This is a genomic window from Ruania suaedae (assembly GCF_021049265.1).
Classification (GTDB): domain Bacteria; phylum Actinomycetota; class Actinomycetes; order Actinomycetales; family Beutenbergiaceae; genus Ruania; species Ruania suaedae.
Genome location: NZ_CP088018.1, coordinates 2,815,117 through 2,835,602 on the forward strand (window position 1 = coordinate 2,815,117; position 20,486 = coordinate 2,835,602).

A 20,486-nucleotide genomic window follows, 5' to 3' on the forward strand; every position below is an offset into this window, starting at 1 on the left:
GATTACCCGCGGGAGCAGCGCCAGGCAGGCTTCTCACGAAAACTTCGCAATATCTCCGCGCCGTGCTGCAGTCGCGAGCATACTCATCACCATGACAGGGCTCCGTCTCGTCCTCGCGGGAGCCGCCATCGGGAACGGCAACCGTGGCGTCGAGGCACTCGGCCGATCGGTCATCGACGCCGTCGAACGGGACAGTCCGCACACGCTCCTCAGCGTCCTCGACGACGGCTGGGGGGTGCGGCGTGACGGTCGTCGACCGGAGCTGCTCGAGTACGTCGGAGTGCGGCTGTCCCGGCGCTGGCACCGACCGGAGAGCTGGGCGCAGATCCGCCTCGCCCAGGCCCTTCGGCCTCGCATCAACCCTGTGGCGCGGCGGTTCGCCAGAGCCGACGCCATCCTCGACCTGAGCGCCGGCGACAGTTTCACCGACCTCTACGGTCCCGCTCGCCTGGCGATGGTCTGCGCACCGAAGGATGCTGCGCTGCGCGCCGGCCGCCCGCTCGTGCTGCTACCGCAGACCTATGGCCCCTTCAAGACCGCAGCGGGTCGACGCCGTGCGGAGCGCATCGTCCGATCCGCTGCCTTGGCCTACGCACGCGACCCGTGGAGTCACGACCGCCTGCTCGAACTTGCCGGTCGGGATGGGGACGATACCCGGTTGCGTAGCGGCGTGGACGTCGCTTTCGCCTTGGAACCGCGCCTCCCGCGCGCGGAGATCACCGAGCGGATCGAGCAGGTGGGGAGTGAGGGGCCGCTCGCCGGGGTCAACGTCAGCGGTCTGCTGGTCGGCGCAGCGGGGCACGCTCGCTTCGGGCTCGCCGGCGACTACCTCGAGACGATGGTCGCCGTGGTTCGTGGCCTGATCTCGGCGGGAGCCCACGTGCTCCTCGTCCCGCACGTCCACGTGCCGGGCGGGCGGGACGAGAGCGACGTGGCCGCGCTCAGGCTGGTGCTGGAACACCTCAGCGAGCGTGAACGGGTTCGCACCACTCTCCTTCCGCCGCAGCTCGACGCAGCCGAGCTGAAGTGGAGCATCGCCCGGTGCGACTGGTTCGTCGGCAGCCGGATGCACGCCACCATCGCCGCGCTCTCGACGCTGACACCGGCTGCCGCGTACGTCTACAGCGACAAGACCCGGGGCGTCTTCGACACGTGCGGCGTGGGCGATGAGGTGGTCGACGCCCGGCGCACGGCAGGGCGCGATGCGGCGGACCGGATGATCGGCTCCTTCGAGCGCCGGGCAGTGACGAGAACAGTTCTCGAGGACCGCGCGCCCCAGGTTGTCGAGCGGTCACGCGCGCAGCTGCGCGAGGTCCTCGACACGGTCCGCCGATGGCGTGAGAGCCCGCACCGGGCGGTGTCGGCGGGATGAAGGACAGGTCACTCTCGACGATCGGCGCGGTGGTCGATGCCCACCTGTGCACGGGCTGCGGGGTCTGTGCCTATCTTCGCCCCGACGAGCTGGCCATGGCGGACGTCCCCCGCGTGGGCCGGCGCCCCCTGCCCATCGCCGCCGTCACCGGCGGCGCCGGCGGCGCCGGCGGCAACCCTGTCACCGCCTGCCCCGGGCGTCGGCTCGAGCATCCCGCCGGAGCGCTCGACGGCGCCCCCTACGGCGGTGAGTGGGGGCCGGTGCTCGCGCTGTACGAGTGCTGGTCCACCGACCCTGACCTGCGCCATCGGGGTTCCTCCGGGGGCGTCGTCAGCGCCCTGTCCGCCCACGGCGTGACCTCGGGCTCCGCCGTCGGAGTGCTGCAGATCCAGGCCGCCAAGGACGACCCGCTGCAGAACGAGACGGTCCTCAACCGCACCTACGAGCAGATCGTCGGAGCCGCCGGCTCCCGGTACTCCCCCGCGAGCCCGTGCGAGCGGCTCGACCTCGTGGAGGAGGCCGAGGGGCCGTGCATCGTGGTCGGGAAGCCCTGTGACATCGCCGCGGTCCGTACCGCCGGCGAGCTCCGGCCCGCACTCGCCGAACGGCTGGCGCTGACGATCGGCATCTTCTGCGCCGGGACACCCTCCACCGCGGCCACCGGCCAGGTGATCCGCAGTCTCGGTGTGGATCCGGCCGAGGTGAGCAGGCTCGACTACCGGGGTGAGGGCTGGCCCGGACGGTTCCGCGTGGTGACCGCCGGTGGCGACTCGGCCTCGACCACCTACGAGAAGTCCTGGGGCGCACTCACCAAGCACCGACAGTGGCGCTGTCTGATCTGCCCCGATCACACGGGTGAGTTCGCCGATCTGGGAATCGGCGACCCCTGGTACCGCAAGCTCCAGGAGGGCGAGTCCGGTCGATCCTTGGTCATCGTCCGGACCGAACGTGGCCGGGCGGCGCTCGCAACTGCACTGGCAGATGGCGTCGTGGCGGGGCATGAGCTCCCGCTCGAGCGGCTACGGGAGTCACAACCCGGCCTGGAGTCCACCCGGGGGGCGGTCTGGGGACGGCTGCTGACCATGCGTCTGCTCGGTCTGCCGGCCCCCACCTATCGCGGTATGCCTGCGTTCCGGCTGTGGTGGAAGCTCTCGCTCAGGGACAAGGTGACCTCGACCGGTGGCACCTGGCGGCGCGTCCGGGCACGTCGGCTCCGGCGCCCGGAGGTAGGAGCCCAGGAGGCCCAGGAGGCCCGGGAGGGCCGCCGATGAGCCATCGCGCCGACGTCGTCATGATCACCTACCGCAGCGCGGGGTACCTGCACCTGAGCCTGCCTCGCCTGCTGGAGACGCTGGGTGAGCACGACCGCGTCTGGCTGTGGCACAACGGTGACGACGAGGCCACGATCGAGGCGCTCCGGCCGTTCGTGGCGGACGCTCGAGTTCACCGTTACCACCACAGTCGCGAGAACGTGAAGCTCCGCGAGCCGACATCGTGGCTGTGGCGTGACTCCTCGGCACGGTTCGTGTCCAAGGTGGATGACGACTGCCTCGTCGCTCCGGGCTGGCTGGACACCTTCACCGAGGCGCACGACGCGAACCCGCAGTTCGGGGTGATCGGGAGCTGGCGCCATCCGCCCGAGGACTTCCGACCGGAGCTGGCCGCGCGCAAGATCGAGACATTCGCGGGCGGGCATCGGCTGATGCGCAACCTCTGGGTCCAGGGCAGCGGGTACCTGATGCCCCGAGCCCTGGTGGATCGCCACGGGACGATCGGCCCCGAGGAAACCTTCACCGACTACTGCATCCGGACCGCGCGAACTGGTTCCGTGAACGGCTTCTACTACCCGTTCGTGCCCGAGGATCACATGGATGATCCGCGCTCGCCGCACACGCTGATCCGGACCGATGCCGACCTCTCCGCACGGATGCCGTTGTCCGCCGCTGCGAACGGGGTCTCGACGGTAACCGAGTGGACGGAGCAGCTGCGCCGGAGCGCTGCCATCCTTCAGACAGCCTCCCTCGACCCGCGCAGCTACGCGGGCTGGCGTGCCAAGGTCCGGGCGGGGCGCCGCCGTCTCGCGCTCCTGCGGGGGCGCCCAGCCCGTTGGTGACCTACCGGGCCGGCTCTCCGGTGTCGGCCCAGACGTTGGACGAGTCCCAGTCGCTGTTCTGGAGATTGCCGGCCACCCCGAACTTGAAGTCGCGGCCGAACTGGTTGTCGCTGTACGTCGCGCTGTCGACCTCACCCCGGCCGCCACCGTTGATCGTGTAGTTCCCGCCGTTCATCAAGTTCCCGGTGACCAGCAGATTCGAGATCCGGTCGCTCCCGGAGAGCGAGCCGATCTGGATCGCCGAGTTCATCGGATCGTCCGTCGAGGCCACATAGGCCTGCAGGTTGTTGCCGCGGATCGTGACGTCGTCGCCGCTGCGGATCTGGATCGCGTCGTGGTGACCGCCCTGCTGACGCTGCAGGTCATGGATGTAGGAGTCCTCGATCGTGACACCGTCCGCCTGGATCCGGATGCCGTCCTCCGCCGAGTGGATGTCCGCGTGACGGACGGTTCCGCTACCGCTCATGAGGATCCCGATGCCGGTGCTCCCCAGGTTGTCCAGCTCGACGTGCTCGATCAACGTGCCCGTCACGCCACTGCTGACATCGATGGGGTAGCCGCCACCACCACCCTGGACCAGGGTGTTCCGGATGGTCACGTCATCGGCCTCGACGGTGATCGTGCCCCGGACGTGGAGTCCGTCGATGACGGTGCCGTCCTCGGTGATCGTCAGGCTGTCGGAGGAGGTCAGGCTCACCCCGCTCGGGACGCCGGTGCTGCTCTCGTCCGGGAACTCGGATGACGGCTCGGGGCTCGGCTCCGGACTCGGCTCAGGGCTCGGCTCCGGCGTCGGCTCGGGGCTCGGCTCGGGGCTCGGCTCAGGGCTCGGCTCGGGTGTTCCGGGCACGGGGGCTCCCGGTGTCTCGAACGGCTCGCCGTCCACGGTCGAGTTCACGACGTCCGCCGGCTTGCGCTCGGAGAACATGAAGTCGTTGCGGCACCCATGAAGCGCCACTCCCTCGGCGTAGTAGTTGCCGAAGACCACGCCGTTGGTGCGAGTGCGCATGCAGTGCACGTCGGTGTCGAGGATTCGCGTGCCCTCGGCGCCGGGGAAGACCCTGATGCTGTGGTATCCGGTGTAGGCGACGACCGAGTTCTTGATCGTCACGTCGTCGGCCTGCACATTGATGGCACCGCGGACGTACATGGCGTCGACGACAGTTCCCGGTTCGGTGATCGTGATCGTGCCGGAACGCTCCTCAAGATCCGCGACCGCTGCCTCGGTCGGACCGCCGCTGTCACCGGCATCGGTGGAACCGGCAGCCCAACTACCCGCCTCTCGCACCTGGGCCACCGCGGCCGACGGCGCGACGGAGGCCACGGCGGCGACCAGGCCGAGGGAGAGGACGGAGAGGATGGCGGGCGCTCGCCGCCACCTTCTGGGCTGAACAGAGCCGGTTCTGCGAAGTCTGCGCAGGTCATTCTCACGGTTGGCCACTGGCTGGTACTCCTTGGGGTTCAGGGCGATCTCATCACGCAACCGCCTCGGACGTTGTCTGTGCTACTGCGCTGTGTCACCCACACACTGGGGCAACCGCTGTAGCGCAGTCGGGTCCCGGCCCCCAAGAACGACTCCGGCCCAGGACACAGGCAGTACGTCCGGTGACCCGACATGTGCGACCCGGCGAGGGCCGCTTTATTACGAGACCGTAACAGTATGCGTGTCGACTGGCTATTGTCGTCGATCTCTGTATGTGCCCACGGTCACCCATCGGCATGCACCGACACGAACGTGCGTGAGTCACGCAACAAGAGGTGCTCACCGATGGCGGGTGGTCAGGGCCCCAATCGTTGTTCACGGCCTTGATGCTCCGCGATCAGCGCGCGGGCGTCGCGGTCAGCGCGTCGAAGACCCGCACATAGTTCCGCGCCTGGAGTGCCCATGCCAGCTCGGTCTCGATCCGAGCGCGTCCGATGCGACCCATCCGCGCACGGCGAGCCGGATCATCGAGCAGCTCGGCGATCGCGCGCGCGCTCTCGGCCGGGTCCTCCCCCGACACGTAGACAGCTGCACCCGCGGCGCATCGCCTGGTCTCGCGCAGGTCGGTCGCCACCACGGCGACCTCGTGGGCCATGTACTCCAGGGTCTTGTTCATCGTCGATCGGTGGTTGAACTCGTTCTGCGGGTCCGGTGTGACACCGACGTCCGCACTGGAGAGCCACCGCCCGAGCTCCTCGTGGTCCACACGACCGGTGAAGGTCACCCAGCGGTCGAGACCGAGTCGTGAACACTCACCACGCAGACCCTCGAGGCTGTCACCGAAGCCGAGAAGGGCGAACCGGGTATCCAGACGGCCGAGCTGGTGGACGTACGCGTCGATCGCCGCGAGCAATGCTCCGACGCCATCCTGAGGGCCCATGATCCCGACATAGCACACAAGATGATCCGAGGTACCGCGCAGCTCAGGATGGTCCTCGCCCCGACGCATCCGCCCGGCGTCCGGCGTGCTCATCACGACGGCGGTGCGGCGGCGCGGGACCCCACCTCGTGCCTCGGCCACCTCACGGTAGGCAGGGTTGGGCGAGATCACCCGGTCGGCGACGCGATAGGTGCGGCGCTCGAGCCAGAGCAGCGCCCGGTACAGCGGGCCGCGCCTGCCGAAGCGCGCCTCGAACACCTCCGGGCACAGGTCGTGCTGATCGAAGACGAACCTACGGCCCCGCACCTTCCACAGCGCGCCCAGGAGCCAGTACGTGTCGGGCGGGTTGCATGCCTGCAGCACGTCGAAGGGCGCCTCCCGGTTCACCCGCAGGCTCAGGCGCGCGGCCTGCAGCCAGCAGATGACGAACTCCCGCGCGTACGAGAGTGGTCCGCGGGCGCCGACCGGTGCCTGATACGAGTGCACCGCGACACCGTCGATCTCGTGCCGGTCGGCCTCGCCCGGCTCCTCCTTGGGGCAGATCACGCTCACCCGATAACCGGCGTCGAGCAGCGCCGAGCACTCGTTGCGTACCCGACGGTCGAGTCGCAGCGGCAGGTTCTGGATGATGATCACGACGTGCGCCGGTCGCGAGGTGCGGGCGCGGCGGCGCCGGCGAAGCGCGCCGGGCATCAGACCGGCGTCCCGGCTCGCTTCCGCACCACGAACTGGGCGATGTTCTCGATACTGTCCAGATTCGCGGGGACCGTCTCCTGGTCCGCCACCGCCACCCCGAGGTCGTCCTCCAGGAACTCCACCAGCTCGAGGACCCCGGTGGAATCGACCACTCCGGACGACAGGAGCGACTGGGTGTCTTCCGGCATCCGGGCGGTATCGCCGAACAGGAAGTTCGTCACGATGAATTCTCGGATCTGGTTCCGCACTGCGTCTTCCATCGTGTCCTCACTCGCAGAAAAGACTCCCAAGCCGAACACGGTCACGGTATCCTATTCATGCGCAGTTCATCCCGAGAATTCGCGGAATTTCCGGCTCTGACGAAGGAGTGCAGGTGACCCAGCAATCCGCGAACGTCGGTGAGTATCTCCTGCAGCCTGCGCACGCGGACGAGGTCGCCGTCATCGATCGAACGGGAGCGCACACCTATGCACACCTGCACGAGACGGTCCGGGTGCTGGCCCGGCGCCTCACGACATGGAACCTCGAGGCGGGTGCACGGATCGGCCTGCTGAGCAGGAACTCGATGTTCTGGGCCGCCGCCTACCTCGCCATTCTGCGTTCAGGGCACGTCGTCGTGCCCCTTGCGACGACTCTGACACCTCAGGATGTGCTGCTCAAGGCGCAGTTCGTCGGCTGCGAGGCCTTCCTCGTCGACTCGACCCTGACGCGGCGCTTCGCCTCGGTCCTCTCGTCCGCGCGACGTGTCGCCGACGAGACGGCGACGACCGATCCACAGCCGGGCGGACCGGACGTGATCCGTCCCGTCGACCCCGATGACGACGCGGTACTCGCCTTCACGTCCGGCACGACGTCGCGACCGCGCGCGGTGCGGGTGAGCCACCGGAACATCCAGGTGAACACCGATTCGATCGTCCGGTATCTGGATCTGCACGCCCGCGACCGCATGCTCGTCGTCCTGCCGTTCTCCTACTGTTACGGCGCGTCGTTGCTCCACACTCACCTGCGCACCGGAGCCAGCCTCTCGATCTGCGACACCTTCGCCTTCCCGGAGACGGTGGTCGAGGCGATCCGACGCGACCGGTGCACCGGCATCGCCGGCGTCCCCTCCACCTATCAGCTGCTCCTGCGCGCCAGCTCCTTCGCGACCACCAGCCTGCCCACCTTGCGCACCATGCAGCAGGCAGGCGGACGATTGCCGCAGCCGCAGATCGACCGCCTCGCTGCCGCGCACCCCGGCGCGCGATTCTTCGTGATGTACGGCGCCACCGAGGCAACCTCACGCATGTCCTATCTTCCCCCCGAGCTGCGATGGGAGCGTCGGGGCTCGATCGGGCGAGGACTCCCCGACGTCTCGCTGACCGTCATCGACGCCGCAGGCCATCGGGTCCGGCCCGGCGTCGTGGGCGAGATCTTCGCGCACGGTGCGAGCATCACCAAGGGCTACTGGAACGATCCCGCCGGTACAGCCGCGAAGTTCGTCGACGGCGGGCTGCGGACCGGCGACCTGGCCGAGGTCGACGACGACGGCTACATCTATATCGTCGACCGGCAGGATGACTTCATCAAGTCGTGGGGCTACCGCGTGTCCAGCCACGAGATCGAGGACACGGTGGTCGCCATCCCCGGGGTCAGCAGCGCCGCAGCGGTCGGGCGAGCCGACGACGACGCCGGCGAGGCGATCGTCGTGTTCTACGCGAGCCCGCCGGACGCCGCGATCACTCCGGAGGACGTCCTCGCCCACTGCCGCGAGCGCCTGGCGCGGCATCTGGTGCCACACGAGGTACGACACCTTCCCGAGCTCCCGCTCAACCAGAACGGGAAGGTCCTGAAATCGGAGCTGAAATCGTTGGCCGCCGGTTCGTGAACCCCGATCGAGGGAGCTGTCCGTGCACGGGCCCGACCTGATGACTGTCCTCGGCATCGGCACCGATCTCGTGGCCGTCGCACGGTTCGACCGGCTGATCGAGCGCGGCGGGCGCCGGTTCCTCGAGCGCTGGTTCGCCGAGGACGAGGTGGAGTACTGCCTCGCTCGCAGCGCACCGGCGCCACACGCCGCGGCACGATTCGCGGCGAAGGAGGCGGTGTTCAAATCGCTGCGCATCCCCGGCGCCGGGCCTCCACGATGGCGTGAGATCGAGGTGACCCGGACCGCTGCGGGACTGCCAGGGGTGCGAGTGCACGGATCCATCCGGGACCTGGCCGAGCAGGCTGGAGTCGTGACCGTGCACCTGTCACTCTCCCACGACCGAACCTACGCGACGGCTACTGCGGTAGCTCTGACCATGGCTGCGGCAGCAACCGTCACTCCCCCGCGCCGTGACGACCAGTGATCTGATTCACCTCGCGGAAGAAGTCGCTGCGCTGCATCAGGTCCTCGCGCGAGCCGATCGCCGAGACGCGGCCATCGACCATCACGACGATCCGGTCGCACACCGACAGGGTCGACAGCCGGTGGGCGATCAGGATGATCATGGTGTGCTGTTTGATCAGCCGGAGCGACTCCTGCACGAGTTCCTCGGAGCGGACGTCCAGCGCACTGGTCGGCTCGTCCAGCACGAGGACCTCCGGGTCTCCGGCCAACGCCCGTGCGAGACAGATCCGCTGGCGCTGCCCGCCGGAGACCGCACTGGCGCGTTGCCCGATGATCGTGTCGTAGCCCGAGGGCCAGGACATGACGTCATCGTGGATGTGCGCACGCCTCGCGGCTGCCACCACCTGGTCGTCGTCGATCCACTCGCGATAGAAACGGATGTTCTCCCGGACGGTGCCCCAGACGACCTGCGAGGTCTGGGGAACGTAGGCGACCTTCGCCTGCCACTGTGACCGGCTGATCTCCCGGACGTCGCGGCCGTTCACCCGCACGGCCCCCGAGTCGGGATCGCGCAATCGCAGCAGGAGCTGGACGATCGAGGACTTGCCCGCGCCGGAGGGGCCGACCACGCCGATCGCCTCTCCCCGGCCGAGTTCGAAGCTGACGTCGTGCAGGACCTCCTGCCCGGCCCGATAGGCGAAGGTGACGTGCGAGAGCGCCAGGCTCTGGATGCCGTCGAGGCTGTCGGGTCCGTCCTGCTGCGGACTGAGCCGATACCGCTCGAGCGCATCGACGATCTGGTTCATGAACGGCAGCCGCTCATCGATCCCGGTCAGCGAGAACTGGATCTGTTGAGCGTAGGTCAGTGCACGGATGAGCATCAGGATGACAGCAGCGAGTGCTGCGAGATGAGCCATGCCCGAGATCGAGATGGCGATCAGCGCAATCACCAGGAGCAGCAACGCGACGCTGTGGTACAGGGCGGGGACGACGACAGCCAGGAAGCGCGTCCGTGCGTGGGGCCGGCGGACCTCCTCGACCTGATCGCGGAAACCGGACCGGTAGGTCTCGGTCGCGCCGAAGACCTCGGTCTCCTCGGCGATCAGGACGACTTCCTGGACGGTGTTCGTGAACTCCATCTCCTCGGTGCTCAGTTGCTTGGCGTGTCTGCGCAGCTTGCGCGACAACGGGCGGAGCGCGACGAACAGGATGAACGCCGAGGCCATGAGAGCGGCGGCCGCGACAAAGCTCTGCAGGAATGCGGCCACGACCATGGTGAGGAACATGATCGTCGCCGTCACCGCAAGAGCCAGGTTGATCACCGCTTGGGCCGCATTGGTGACGTTGCGCGTCATCAGCATCTGGAAAGCGCCGTCGCGCTCGCTCGCCTTCACCGACCAGGTGCTCGCCGTGAACGACTGGAAGAGCTGATTGCGCAGGTCGGCCAGGACTTTCGAACTCATCTGGGCCGGCACGTACGCGAGCCCGACCTGCAGGCCGGCACGAAGGAGCGCCATCGCGACGGCGATGGCGAACGCAGCAGTGCGCGAGGTCTCCAGGGACAGGCTCCCGAACTGCTGGGTGATCGTCTGATCACCGACCGCGAGCGCCGCAGCCATCGCGGCGATGGCGGCGAGCAACCCGGCCTCGACGAGTCCCGTCACCACCGCCAGCGCGACCAGCAGGGCTATCCGGGTCCGAGATGCCTGGAAGAACGGGGAGAGCCGCCGCCAGGACCGGCGGACACGGAAGAGCGCGCGGATCGGGCCCGGGCGCGACCGGCCCTCACCCGCACCGGCGTCATTCACGGTGCGTGGTCGCTGTCGTCCCGCGTGCGCGGCCCGGGTCGGTGTCGTACCGGTCGATGAACACCTGGATATCGTCGGTCATCATGAACTCCATCGCCTCGATGAGCCGTTCCTCGCTCCAGTCCCACCACTTGATCCGCAACAGCGCCTCGATCTGAGCGGGGGGGAATCTGAAGCCGGCCACCCGGGCCGGGTTGCCTGCGACGATGGCGTAGGGCGGAACGTTCTGGCGGACGACGCTCCCTGCTCCCACCACGACCCCGTCGCCGAGCGTGACGCCCGAGAGGATCACGCTCTCGTGCCCGATCCAGGCGTCGTTGCCGATCGCCACATCGCCGTGTGTGACCGATGTGCGGTCGGCGAGGTACCCGAACGAGTCACTGAAGGGTGGGTAGGCCGGAAAGCGGTAGGTGGACACATAGTCCACGCGGTGCTCACCCCCGAGGAGCACTCTGGTGCCGTAGGCCAAGGAACAGAACTGACCGATCCGCAGCATGCAACCGGGCGTTCGTGACGACACGACGAGATGCCCCCACGTGTAGCGTCCGATGTCGTACTCGCGCAGATCAGACCGCTGATCCAGCCTGCTCGGCGGCGGCAGGGCGCCGGGGCGGCGCCGTTCCAGACGCCGTCGAAGCCTTCCGGCACCGGCTCGGAGCACACGTCCTGCACTCACCGTGGTACCGATCGCGAGCCACGACAGTCGATGGTGGTCGCGGCCGGACATCGCCGGTTGACGCTGTGGTCCACAGTTCTCCTCACGCCCGTGGTGAGACCAGGGGCCATGAAGGCACCTGAGACCCCCAGGCTAGCCGAGCACACGAATCCCGTCCCGAGTTCGGCCACAGTGGTTCGGGCGCACGGCCCACCGTCGCCACCAGGACAGCCGCGAGCGACGCTAGAATCGTGCATGCCCGCTCACGGCCCAGCAGGGAGCCCGACCGCTGCTGAACGCGCCGTGCGGCGCGTCCTCGCCCGGTACGGCTTCGCCGACTCCTCCGTGGAACGCGTGGAGCCGTTAACTCGACGGCTCAAGAACGAGAACTACCGCGTGCGCGCCGGCGACGCCGACTGGGTCGTCAAGTGCCATTCGTCCACGCCGGACCTGCAGCGCCTCGAGCTCGCCCAGACGTTGGAGAGGCGGCTCGCCGACGTCGGGTTCCCGGTGGCCCCGATCCAACAGTCCGACAGCGGTCACACTCTCGTCCAGGAGGGCGGCGCACACTACTCGCTGCACGCCTGGGTCGATGGTCGGCAGACCACGATCGCAGAGCGGGATCGGGTGATCGCACGCCACCCGGGCTTCGTGCCCGGAATCGCCACCGCGCTCGGCACGATGCATGCCGTCGCCGGCACTCTCCCTCGCCCTCCCGGCGAACCACCCGCGGCAAGAGCCGACGACCTGCTGACGGGACCCGCCCGCGCCTCCCGGCGGCTACGACGCCTTCGGCCACGCCCCCCGCTGCTCTCGGCGATGCACATGGTGCGCCTCAAGCCGGGAAAGTCGACCTTCGACCGATGGATCATCGGGAACCTCCCCGGCGTTGCCAGGTCGGCCGACCGGCTCGCCGCCCAGTCCCTGCGCACCTCGCCTGAGCCCATCGCGATCCACAACGACATCAACTGGGAGAACCTCATCTTCGATGAGGACTTCACCCTCCGGGCCCTGCTCGACTTCGACAATGCGATGTATGCACCGCCCGTCATCGAGGTCGGTGCGGCCGCCGTGGTACTCGTGGGAACGCAGCGCAGTCGAGTGGATGCATTCCTCGCGGCATACGAGGACGCCTCACACCGTCGCACGGACCGGGACGCCGTCGAGCTCGCGATGAGGGTGAAGTGCGCCCAATCCATCCTGAACTCGGTCGGTAGCCACCTCGCCGGTCGCGTCGGTGACCCGGACCTGCTGGCGTCGTGGTGTTCCCATCTCCTCGACTCACTACGCGAGCTGGAGCGGTGGTGAGCCGGAGCGCGCCACCGGGGGCGGGTTCACGGCTCACACCTCCGGGACGTCCCCGGCCAGGACGGGTTCCAGATGCAGGTACTCGGTGGCCCGGCGCTTCTGCTCGATGTCGCGGAACACCCGGTCGACCTGTGTCACCGTGAGACCGGCGGCACGGGCGATCTCCTCCTGCGGCACGTCGTTGTTCTTCCCGTACAGGCACAGGTCCATCTGCTCGTGCGGGAGCGAGAAGTAGAACTCCTCCTGCGACTGGGGCAGCGAGTAGGTGTCGGTGGTGGAGGGACGCATCCTGATCTCCTCCGGCACCCCCAGGTGTGCGGCGAGGGCGTAGACCTGGCTCTTGTACAGGTGCGCGATCGGCTTGACGTCCGCAGCCCCGTCGCCCAGCTTGACGAAGAAACCCTGGTCGTACTCCAGCCGGTTCGGTGTGCCCGCCACCGCGTAGTTCAGCCGGTCGGCGTGGTAGTACTCCAGCATCTTGCGCACCCGCTGCTTGAAGTTGGTCGCGGCGACGATCCCCAGATAGGCCTCCCGCGTCAACCGGTACTGCTGCTGCCGGCCGTCGGGGTCGAGCACCACGACCGAGTAGAGCCGGTAGCTGTCGGAGTCCACGACCGAGGGCAGTACGATCTTCGATCGGTAACCGGGCCCGTACTCCGGGCAGACGAGCCGGATGGCCTCGTCCCGGCGGGCATAGGCCCCGACGGCGTCCAAGGTCGCCGAGATCTCCTCGACCACCGAATCGACCCCGAAGGCATCGGACAGACTCGTGCTGATCCTGAGGGTCTCGGGCGAGGACTCCCGCTCGGGCATGTGGATACCGAACACCCGTTCCGGGCCGAGGCCGCGGCACGCGAGCGCGGCGACCACGCTGGAGTCGATGCCGCCCGAGAGCGCGACGACCAGGCCCTTTCTCCGGGTCCGCGCGAGGTAGGCGGTGAGGCGCTCACCGATGGCGGTGGCCGCCGCTTCGAGGTCGAGGTCGAGGGACTCCCGGCCGAAGGACTGCGTCATCTTCTGTCTCCTACCCGTGCACCAGATCGGTCACTGTCATGGGGGCCGCCGGCGCCCGATCCTGATCCGACGAGGCGTCGCCGGCGATGAAGTGTCGGTGGATGAGCTGGGTCGAGAGCACGGCGAGGATCCGCATGTTGTCGGTGTTACTCATCCGCACTCCCCCTGTCCGGCGGCACTTGCCGACCAGCGCGGCGACGGCCCGCGGCTCGAAGACACCCGCGGCCGCGACCGCGTCGCCGGAGGTGACCTGGTCGACCCATGGCTGCCCCCTGCCCGCGAAGAAGCTGGCGGCGTCCGGTGCGCGGTAGGGCTGCTTGGGCCGGGAGAGGATCCGTTCCGGGACCAGGTCCCGGAACGCCGTCTTGAGGATGTGCTTCTCGCTGAGCCCGAGCAGCTTGTGGCGGGCCGGCAGGCGGTTGGCGAGGTCGACCACGTCCGGGTCGAGGAAGGGGAAACGGCCTTCGACCGAATGCGCCATCAGCATCCGGTCGCCCTGCGCCGCGAGGATGTAGCCCGACAGCAGCGTGGACATCTCCAGCCATTGCGCGCGGCTGAGCGGGTCCCACTCCCGGTGACCGGAGGGCATACGCGCGAGGAGCGGTCCGGAGACGTCGGCATCCCAGTCGGGGTGCGGGACGGTCATCCGCAATAGTGCCGCGCTGGTGTCCCATCGTGTCCGGTGGGACATGGCCGGGTCGGCGGTATCGAGGTGACGCCCGAAGAACTCCCGCGCGAAGGCCGGTACCTGACCCGGTGAGCGGGTCAGCCACGGGTACAGCAGCTCCAGACCGCGCGCCCGGACGGTCGAGGCCGGGTTCCTCGCCACGAACTCCCGCAGACGTGCCTCGCGAAAGAGGTCGTAGCCGGCGAAGACCTCGTCCGCACCTTCGCCGGTGACCACGACCTTGTACCCGTGGTCCTGAGCGAGGCCGGAGAGCAGGAACATCGGCGCGGGCGCGGAGCGGAGCACCGGCATCTCGGCATGGCGCACCACCTCAGGGAAGACCGCGCCGATATCCTCGGCACGGACGGTCACCTCGTGGTGCTCGGTGCCGAGGTGGTGCGCCATCGTGGCCTGGAAGGGCCCCTCGTCGAAATCTTCGTCGGCGAACCGGAGCGAGAAGGTCTGCAGCGGCGCCTCGGTGTAGGCCGCGATCACCGCCGCGGTGATCGCGGAGTCGAGCCCACCGGACAGGTACGCGCCCACCGGGACGTCGCTGCGCAGGAACCGCAGCCGGACCGCCGCGATGACGCGTTCGCGCACGTCGGCGGCGTTGCGCTCGAGGTCCTGCGGTTCCTCGCCGCCCCGAGGCGGGAACTCGGGCTGCCAGTACGGCACCGTCCGGTGGCTCCGCTCGTCCACGAAGGCGACGTGCCCTGGCGGGAGCTGTTCGATCCCCGAGAACACCGTGCGGGGGGCGACCGGGCTCCAGAACGTCATCGTCTCGGCCAACCCGAGACGATCGAAGGCCCGGGGCACGCGGGGATCGGCGAAGAGCGCCTTCACCTCGGAGGCGAACAGCAGCCGGCCTCCCACCCGCGTCAGGTACAGCGGCCTCACTCCGAGACGATCCCTGGACAGGATCAGGCGCCGCCGGTCCCGTTCCCAGATCGCGAGCGCCCACTGGCCGTTGAACCGGGGGAAGCACCCCTCCCGCCACTGCTCCCACGCGTGCAGGATCACCTCGGTGTCGCTGCTGGTCCTGAACCGGTGGCCGAGAGCGAGCAGCTCGCGGCGCAGCTCGATGTAGTTGAAGATCTCACCGTTGAAGGTGACCCAGACCGAGCCGTCGCCGTTTCCCATCGGCTGCGCGCCGCCGCCGACGTCGATGATCGCCAGTCGCGCGTGACCCAGGCCCACGTGGTGGTCGCGGTAGATGCCACTGCCGTCCGGGCCCCGATGGGGCAGCCGGGAGAGCATCCGGGTGAGGAGCGCGAGATCCGGGGCACTGTCGAAGGAGAGCTCCCCGACGATGCCGCACATCAGGCCCGGCCGGGGAGCGCCTGCAGGAGCGACTCGACCGACTCGCGACGACCGAGATCGGCCGGGTTCATCACCTCGTCCGGGAGCGTCACACCACAGCCGTCCTCGATGGCCACCGCGATCTCGATCGCCTCGAGCTGGCTCGCCCCGGGCCCGAGCGGGAGCGAGAGCTCGGACAGGATGCGGCGTCGTCGAGCGGTCATCCGATCTGCTCCATCCCAGCGTCGTGGCGGGCACAGTCTAGTGAGGGAAAGAATGACACAACCCCGCGAGGCCGGCACGGAGTTCGTCACCATTCCTCCTGTCCGGCCGGAGTCGATGCGCTACATTCCGCAAAGAGGTCCGGTGCGGTGCCCACCGTCGAGGAACGGGAGTCGTTGATGAGACTGCGAGCGCAGGACGTGAGCTGGCGGGAGATCGACGGCGAGATGGTGCTCCTCGACCTGCGCACGTCGACATACCTCACCGCCAACCGCGTCGGCACCCTACTGCTGCGGCTGCTCTCGGAGCACGAACGCACGGTCGACGAACTCGCCGACGCGCTGGTGACCGAGTTCGAGATCCCGCGATCGAGAGCGCAGGCGGACGTCGAGGCGTTCATCGCCGATCTTCGCACCCGGAAGCTGCTCGCGGGAGTCGACCCGGCGGACGATCCCACGTGATCCCCGTCCGCGAGCTCACCGCCGCCACCGCAGCGGCCCTGTGCGCCTGCGCGGTGGAGGTCTGCCTGCGCACCCTTCCACTGCCACGCACCGCGCGGATCTTCGGGGTGTCGCTGCGGACCACCGGCGGGAGCACGGTGGCCCCACGACAGGCGGTGCTGGGCCGGCGCGGGCGCCTGCAGGCGCGCGCCGTGCAACGGGTGATGCGTCACTGGCCGTTCGACGACACCTGCCTGCGGCACGCCCTCGTCGCGGGCCATCGGCTGCGGCGCTTCGGGCCCGAGCTGGTCATCGGCGTGACGAAGGTGGACGGAGCCGTCCGGGCGCACGCCTGGTTGGAGTTCGACTCCGGCATCTACGATCCGCTCGGCGCGGCTCCGGCCTATCACCCGCTCACCTCCAGCCCGCCGGAGGGGTGATGGCGCTCGCGTCGCTGTACGGGCTGGTGGTCGACAGCGAGATCGACCTGAAGCTGGAGCAGCGCCCCGCCGACGCAGCTCCCGACATCCGGATCCGGATGGTCGCACCGATGGCGGCCACACGGGAGCGTCCGGCCGGGCGCACGCTCCTGCACCGGCAGACCGAGGACGAGGACCTCTTCACCGCCGTGCGCACCCGGGAGGGCTACCTCGTCCGCTTCTACCGGACCTGCGACTTCTCGATCGACGCGGACCTGCGCATCGTCGAGGCACGCCTGGTCCACGGCGCCGACCCGGACACCGTCGGGGTGCTGATCTGCGGCACACTGCTCTCGTTCATGCTCGCCATGCGCGGCGAACCCGTGCTGCACGCCAGCGCGGTGGAGATCGACGGCGTGGCAGTGGCCTTCGTGGGCAGCTCCGGGATGGGCAAGTCGACCATGGCCACCGTGATGTGCGCACACGGCGGGCGGCTGATCACCGACGACGTGCTCCGCCTCGATCTCGGTCCCGAGTCCGGTCCGGCCCGCCCGCGCTGCTTTCTGGGCGGCGCCTCGCTCCGGCTGCGCAAGGCCGCCGGCGATCTCTCCACGCTCTTCGGATCCCCACCGGCACATCGCACCACCGGCGACGGCCGGGCGGCGCTCTCGATGGCCCCCTCGACGGCGGAGGGGCTCCCGCTCGAGGCGATCGTGATCCCGGTACCGAACCACGACCCCGCCCTCGCGGGACCGGAGCTTCTCCGGCTCAGCCGCACTCAGGCGCTGCTCGCCCTCCTGCAGTTCCCCCGGATCGTCGGCTGGGAGGACGCCACCGTCCTCGACCGCCAGCTACAGGACATGGGGGCGATCGCCGCTACCGTGCCGCTCCACGTCGCCCGGGTCCCCTGGGGCCCTCCCTTCTCGCCCACCCTGGCCGCGGAACTGATGGCCGCACTGGCTCAGCCGCGGCCTGCGACCGGTCCGACCCCGGCCCCACCCCCGCCTGGTGCAGCCAGGCCATCTGCGCCAGGAAGAAGCTCGCCGGATGCGGTCGGGGGCTGAGCCACTCGGCCCGCAACCGCTCCTCGTCCACGAAGTCCGGATCGAACCCACCGGGCTGGAACTCACGGGCGAACGCGCGCTCCCGCTCCCCCCACCGGGAGGAGTTGAAGGCCGCCTTGCTCCGCCGGGCGAGCACCTCATCCGGCAGCAGATCCGAGCCGAGGCGGCGGAACAGGCTGGTGCGTCCGCGGAACCCCCAGGCACCACCCTCCCGGGCGAGTGCCCCGACGACGGGCGCCTCGGCGAGCGGATGGCGCATCCGGAGGCCGTACTCGGCAGCGCTCACCACCGCGTTGTCCAGTCCGAGCCTCGTCGCTCGCTGATCGAAGTCCGCCCAACACGAGGCGTCCCAGCGCAACGGGCCCCGGAGCGCCGCCTCGTCCGCGGCGAGAATCTCCCGGGCCGCCGGCCGTAGCCACGGCAGCAGGTCGGGGTCGGCCCAGCGGCGACGGACCTGGCGACGCAGGAGAGCACCCGGCGCCAGCGACATGGCCGCTGCTCGGACGAGCGCGCCGCTCGGACGTCTCCGGCCCCCGTGGACCAGTAGATGGAGGGGGGTGATCCGGCGGCCCTCCACGAAGATGTCCCCGCCCTCGCCGGTGAGGATCGTGCCCGGATCGAGCTGTTCGAAGAACAGCGGTTGCGTGTGCACCGCCTCGGGCCACACCAGACCGCGCCGGCGGAGGTGACGCGTGGCCAGGTCGCCCAGCGTCGAACGCTGATCGGTCACCGGCAGGACGATGCGCTCGGTCAGGCCGAGGTGGCCGAGGACGAGCGCCTGCCACGAGCTCTCGTCGGCACGCTCGTCGCCGGGGTACACGGCGGTCACCGGGATCGGGAGCGGCGCGCCGACGAGCCGGGCCGCCCGCGTCGCCAGGGCCAGCACCAGCGAGGAATCACGTCCGCCGGAGAAGAGCACGTAGCAGGGCCCGGCCCCGAGTGCCCCGGCGACAGCCTGCTCCAGGGCCGCGCGGGTACTGAGCCGGCCGTCAGCGCGGCGCACCTCACGCGAGGGTGGCATCGCACCCAGCGGAGCCGCGACCGCACGCTCGCGGGCGGTCAGGCGCTGGTAGGACATCCCCGCCTCACCCACGTGCGTTCGCCCGCTCATGCCCGCACGGGCACCAGCGCGCCGCGTGCCGGACAACGGCACGCGGCGCGCAGTGGGTGATCAGCTGAACTCACCCGGTGCCGGCAGGGTGATCCTCCAGAGCCGGATCTCATCCGACCAGTCCTGCAGGTTCGCCCCGCCCAGAGTCATCTCGCGCACGCTACCCACTTCGGTGAGCGTGGGAGCCTCATATTTTCCCATGCGTCCTCTACCCTTCATGCTCGTGGTTCGGGCCACGCCTCCTGGGCGGACGCCCAAGCGGTGAGTTCGACACTAGGAGCAACGGGGTTCTCGCACCCGGGTGATCCAGGGGTGAAAAAACCGGCTCGTCCGCCCTCACCCCGGGGTGAGGGCGCCGGTTCAGCACCCCGGACCGGCCGCCGCCTCGACCCGCGCGAGGTAGAGCTCGAGCGCACGGTCATCGGCCAGGACTCGGTCGCCGGGCACTGGGGGCCTCCGGACCAGCACGTGCCGGACGACGCTGCGAGACGAGCCGGCGGCGGTCCGGGCCGCCCCCGGTGCTACCGCCCGGGCGACGAGGCGGGCCAGTCCCGGCTCCTGTCGCGCCCGATCGACGGGGGCGAGGCGCCCGACACCGGCAGTGAGCGCCCGGAACGCCCAGGACATGGGCAGGGTGCGTCCCATCTCCTCCGGGAGGTCGCCGCCGAGCGTGTCGCGGGCGCGGAGCAGCACGAGGCAGACGTGCGGCGCCACCTTCCAGGCACGGGCCCGTCGTCCGACCTCGCCCCAGTCGGTGACGCGTGCCGCCATCCGTTGCGCGTCCACCAGGTAGAGCAGCCGATTGGCGCCGGTCAACGCGGCGTGCAGGCAGACGTGGATGAAGCCGTCCTCCGGGTCGAGCGTCCACCCGGTGGAGAAGCCGAGACGGATCGGCACCCGCCGGGCGAGCAGCTGCTCGGTGGGCACGGCGAGCGTCCGGCGACGTTCGGCCATGTTGATCATGGACCAGTGCAGATCCACGAGCACGCCAGACGGGCTCCGCCAGTGCATCTCACCCGGCGCCTGAGGATTGCGCAGCATGTCGTCGAAGTCGGCAACCGTCCATCCCGCCTCCCGCAACCGCGTGCTGACCGTCCGCAGATCGCCGGCGGCGACGAGCAGGTCGAGATCCTTGTAGCTGCGCAGGCCCACGACGGGGTGGGCGAGCTCGGACAGGACCGGACCCTTGAACACCGCCCAGGGGACGCCGTCGAGCAGGTCACCGACGTGCCCCAGCAACGTGGTGACGTGCAGATGCATCGCCGCCGCCCGGTCCCGGTCCGGCCGGAGCAGGTGCCCGAGCGCGGGTTGGCTGTCGCGGAGGAGGACGTGGGCCAGGGGTGCCAGCCGGTGGAACCGCACGGCGCCGAGGAACTCCTCCGGATCGGCGGCGACCTCGCGCGCGAGGGCGGGGGTCTCGCCCCGGGCGATCGAGACGAGGCTGTGGGAGATCGCGTGCTGCTGCCTGCTCGCGGTACCGCTCCACATCGCAGCTGCTCCTCCGCTCCCGCCACGCCGGCCGGCGCTGTGCGGGTCAGACTAGGTCATGGCCCGGCTGACCGGTGGGGCAACGGTGTGCGGAAGTTCGGTACGCGGCCGCCGCTCCGGCGCTATCCTGCCGACC

The 20,486-nt window shown here is 69.5% G+C and carries 19 protein-coding genes; 8 read left to right on the forward strand and 11 right to left on the reverse strand.

The features are described 5' to 3' along the window. The first annotated feature begins 91 nt into the window (after positions 1 to 91). The 3 genes from LQF12_RS12905 to LQF12_RS12915 are packed head-to-tail and all read left to right on the forward strand — an operon-like array spanning position 92 to position 3,485. Positions 92 to 1,372, forward strand: coding sequence for a polysaccharide pyruvyl transferase family protein (locus LQF12_RS12905; protein ID WP_231053325.1), 1,281 nt, complete (start codon positions 92 to 94; stop codon positions 1,370 to 1,372). Beyond that, positions 1,369 to 2,643 carry a Coenzyme F420 hydrogenase/dehydrogenase, beta subunit C-terminal domain gene (locus tag LQF12_RS12910; protein WP_231053326.1) on the forward strand — a complete coding sequence of 425 codons (1,275 nt, stop codon included), beginning with the start codon at positions 1,369 to 1,371 and terminating at the stop codon, positions 2,641 to 2,643. The genes LQF12_RS12905 and LQF12_RS12910 overlap by 4 nt, the downstream gene beginning before the upstream one ends. After that, a complete protein-coding gene (locus LQF12_RS12915; RefSeq protein WP_231053327.1) occupies positions 2,640 to 3,485 on the forward strand; it encodes a glycosyltransferase in 846 nt (281 codons plus the stop codon). Before LQF12_RS12910 ends, LQF12_RS12915 begins: the two co-directional genes overlap by 4 nt. Position 3,486: 1 nt before the next feature. Here the strand turns inward: LQF12_RS12915 and LQF12_RS12920 are convergent, their stop codons facing one another. The 3 genes from LQF12_RS12920 to LQF12_RS12930 all read right to left on the reverse strand — a co-directional run bounded on the left by LQF12_RS12920 (position 3,487) and on the right by LQF12_RS12930 (position 6,762). Next, complete coding sequence (locus LQF12_RS12920) at positions 3,487 to 4,806, reverse strand: right-handed parallel beta-helix repeat-containing protein (RefSeq protein ID WP_231053328.1); 1,320 nt, start codon at positions 4,804 to 4,806, stop codon at positions 3,487 to 3,489. A 496-nt stretch (positions 4,807 to 5,302) separates the two neighbouring features. Continuing rightward, positions 5,303 to 6,538, reverse strand: coding sequence for a glycosyltransferase family 4 protein (locus LQF12_RS12925; protein ID WP_231053329.1), 1,236 nt, complete (start codon positions 6,536 to 6,538; stop codon positions 5,303 to 5,305). Further along, the gene (locus tag LQF12_RS12930) at positions 6,538 to 6,762 is read right to left on the reverse strand and encodes an acyl carrier protein (protein ID WP_231053330.1); all 225 of its coding nucleotides are present in this window, start codon (positions 6,760 to 6,762) and stop codon (positions 6,538 to 6,540) included. The genes LQF12_RS12925 and LQF12_RS12930 overlap by 1 nt, the downstream gene beginning before the upstream one ends. A 152-nt stretch (positions 6,763 to 6,914) precedes the next feature. Between LQF12_RS12930 and LQF12_RS12935 the strand changes: the two genes are divergently transcribed. Beyond that, positions 6,915 to 8,408, forward strand: a complete 1,494-nt coding sequence (locus LQF12_RS12935) for a class I adenylate-forming enzyme family protein (protein ID WP_231053331.1) — start codon at positions 6,915 to 6,917, stop codon at positions 8,406 to 8,408. Between the two features lie 22 nt (positions 8,409 to 8,430). Beyond that, a complete protein-coding gene (gene acpS, locus LQF12_RS12940) occupies positions 8,431 to 8,874 on the forward strand; it encodes a holo-ACP synthase (RefSeq protein WP_231053332.1) in 444 nt (147 codons plus the stop codon). On the opposite strand, the gene LQF12_RS12945 is transcribed toward acpS, so the two are convergent. Together LQF12_RS12945 and LQF12_RS16460 are read right to left on the reverse strand one after the other, a co-directional pair. Next, entirely contained in the window at positions 8,846 to 10,663 is a 1,818-nt protein-coding gene (locus tag LQF12_RS12945) for an ABC transporter ATP-binding protein (RefSeq protein WP_231053333.1), read from the reverse strand. The two genes, acpS and LQF12_RS12945, sit on opposite strands and share 29 nt — an antisense overlap. Then, positions 10,656 to 11,090, reverse strand: coding sequence for a DapH/DapD/GlmU-related protein (locus tag LQF12_RS16460; protein WP_290370698.1), 435 nt, complete (start codon positions 11,088 to 11,090; stop codon positions 10,656 to 10,658). Before LQF12_RS16460 ends, LQF12_RS12945 begins: the two co-directional genes overlap by 8 nt. Before the next feature lie 483 nt (positions 11,091 to 11,573). Between LQF12_RS16460 and LQF12_RS12955 the strand changes: the two genes are divergently transcribed. Next, complete coding sequence (locus LQF12_RS12955; protein ID WP_231053334.1) at positions 11,574 to 12,626, forward strand: phosphotransferase; 1,053 nt, start codon at positions 11,574 to 11,576, stop codon at positions 12,624 to 12,626. 33 nt (positions 12,627 to 12,659) lie between these two features. Here the strand turns inward: LQF12_RS12955 and nadE are convergent, their stop codons facing one another. The 3 genes from nadE to LQF12_RS12970 are packed head-to-tail and all read right to left on the reverse strand — an operon-like array spanning position 12,660 to position 15,830. Next, on the reverse strand, positions 12,660 to 13,640 hold the full coding sequence (gene nadE, locus LQF12_RS12960) for an NAD(+) synthase (protein ID WP_231053335.1): 981 nt from the start codon (positions 13,638 to 13,640) through the stop codon (positions 12,660 to 12,662). Between the two features lie 10 nt (positions 13,641 to 13,650). Beyond that, on the reverse strand, positions 13,651 to 15,627 hold the full coding sequence (gene asnB, locus LQF12_RS12965) for an asparagine synthase (glutamine-hydrolyzing) (RefSeq protein WP_231053336.1): 1,977 nt from the start codon (positions 15,625 to 15,627) through the stop codon (positions 13,651 to 13,653). Further along, positions 15,627 to 15,830: a hypothetical protein gene (locus LQF12_RS12970; RefSeq protein WP_231053337.1), complete on the reverse strand. Its 204-nt coding sequence runs from the start codon at positions 15,828 to 15,830 to the stop codon at positions 15,627 to 15,629. Before LQF12_RS12970 ends, asnB begins: the two co-directional genes overlap by 1 nt. 177 nt (positions 15,831 to 16,007) lie before the next feature. On the opposite strand from LQF12_RS12970, the gene LQF12_RS12975 reads away from it, so the two are divergent. Both LQF12_RS12975 and LQF12_RS12980 read left to right on the forward strand, forming a co-directional pair. Next, positions 16,008 to 16,289 carry a PqqD family protein gene (locus LQF12_RS12975; RefSeq protein WP_231053338.1) on the forward strand — a complete coding sequence of 94 codons (282 nt, stop codon included), beginning with the start codon at positions 16,008 to 16,010 and terminating at the stop codon, positions 16,287 to 16,289. Next, on the forward strand, positions 16,286 to 16,708 hold the full coding sequence (locus LQF12_RS12980) for a lasso peptide biosynthesis B2 protein (protein WP_231053339.1): 423 nt from the start codon (positions 16,286 to 16,288) through the stop codon (positions 16,706 to 16,708). The genes LQF12_RS12975 and LQF12_RS12980 overlap by 4 nt, the downstream gene beginning before the upstream one ends. Before the next feature lie 855 nt (positions 16,709 to 17,563). Here the strand turns inward: LQF12_RS12980 and LQF12_RS12985 are convergent. From LQF12_RS12985 to LQF12_RS12990, 3 genes are all read right to left on the reverse strand, one after another. After that, positions 17,564 to 18,862 (reverse strand): asparagine synthase-related protein, encoded by a 1,299-nt coding sequence (locus LQF12_RS12985; RefSeq protein WP_231053340.1) that lies wholly within the window; start codon positions 18,860 to 18,862, stop codon positions 17,564 to 17,566. A gap of 60 nt (positions 18,863 to 18,922) precedes the next feature. After that, the gene (locus tag LQF12_RS16505) at positions 18,923 to 19,081 is read right to left on the reverse strand and encodes a lasso RiPP family leader peptide-containing protein (protein ID WP_354004709.1); all 159 of its coding nucleotides are present in this window, start codon (positions 19,079 to 19,081) and stop codon (positions 18,923 to 18,925) included. 141 nt (positions 19,082 to 19,222) lie between these two features. Further along, entirely contained in the window at positions 19,223 to 20,350 is a 1,128-nt protein-coding gene (locus LQF12_RS12990; RefSeq protein WP_231053341.1) for a nucleotidyltransferase family protein, read from the reverse strand. Between the last annotated feature and the right edge of the window lie 136 nt (positions 20,351 to 20,486).

Bases quoted from the DNA above. Each gene is read 5' to 3' on its own strand.
- LQF12_RS12905 (WP_231053325.1), top strand. From the start codon at position 92: ATGACAGGGCTCCGTCTCGTCCTCGCGGGAGCCGCCATCGGGAACGGC.
- LQF12_RS12910 (WP_231053326.1), top strand. From the start codon at position 1,369: ATGAAGGACAGGTCACTCTCGACGATCGGCGCGGTGGTCGATGCCCAC.
- LQF12_RS12915 (WP_231053327.1), top strand. From the start codon at position 2,640: ATGAGCCATCGCGCCGACGTCGTCATGATCACCTACCGCAGCGCGGGG.
- LQF12_RS12925 (WP_231053329.1), bottom strand. From the start codon at position 6,538: ATGCCCGGCGCGCTTCGCCGGCGCCGCCGCGCCCGCACCTCGCGACCG.
- LQF12_RS12955 (WP_231053334.1), top strand. From the start codon at position 11,574: ATGCCCGCTCACGGCCCAGCAGGGAGCCCGACCGCTGCTGAACGCGCC.
- nadE (WP_231053335.1), bottom strand. From the start codon at position 13,640: ATGACGCAGTCCTTCGGCCGGGAGTCCCTCGACCTCGACCTCGAAGCG.
- asnB (WP_231053336.1), bottom strand. From the start codon at position 15,627: ATGTGCGGCATCGTCGGGGAGCTCTCCTTCGACAGTGCCCCGGATCTC.
- LQF12_RS12970 (WP_231053337.1), bottom strand. From the start codon at position 15,830: ATGACCGCTCGACGACGCCGCATCCTGTCCGAGCTCTCGCTCCCGCTC.
- LQF12_RS12975 (WP_231053338.1), top strand. From the start codon at position 16,008: ATGAGACTGCGAGCGCAGGACGTGAGCTGGCGGGAGATCGACGGCGAG.
- LQF12_RS12985 (WP_231053340.1), bottom strand. From the start codon at position 18,862: ATGAGCGGGCGAACGCACGTGGGTGAGGCGGGGATGTCCTACCAGCGC.
- LQF12_RS16505 (WP_354004709.1), bottom strand. From the start codon at position 19,081: ATGAAGGGTAGAGGACGCATGGGAAAATATGAGGCTCCCACGCTCACC.
- LQF12_RS12990 (WP_231053341.1), bottom strand. From the start codon at position 20,350: ATGTGGAGCGGTACCGCGAGCAGGCAGCAGCACGCGATCTCCCACAGC.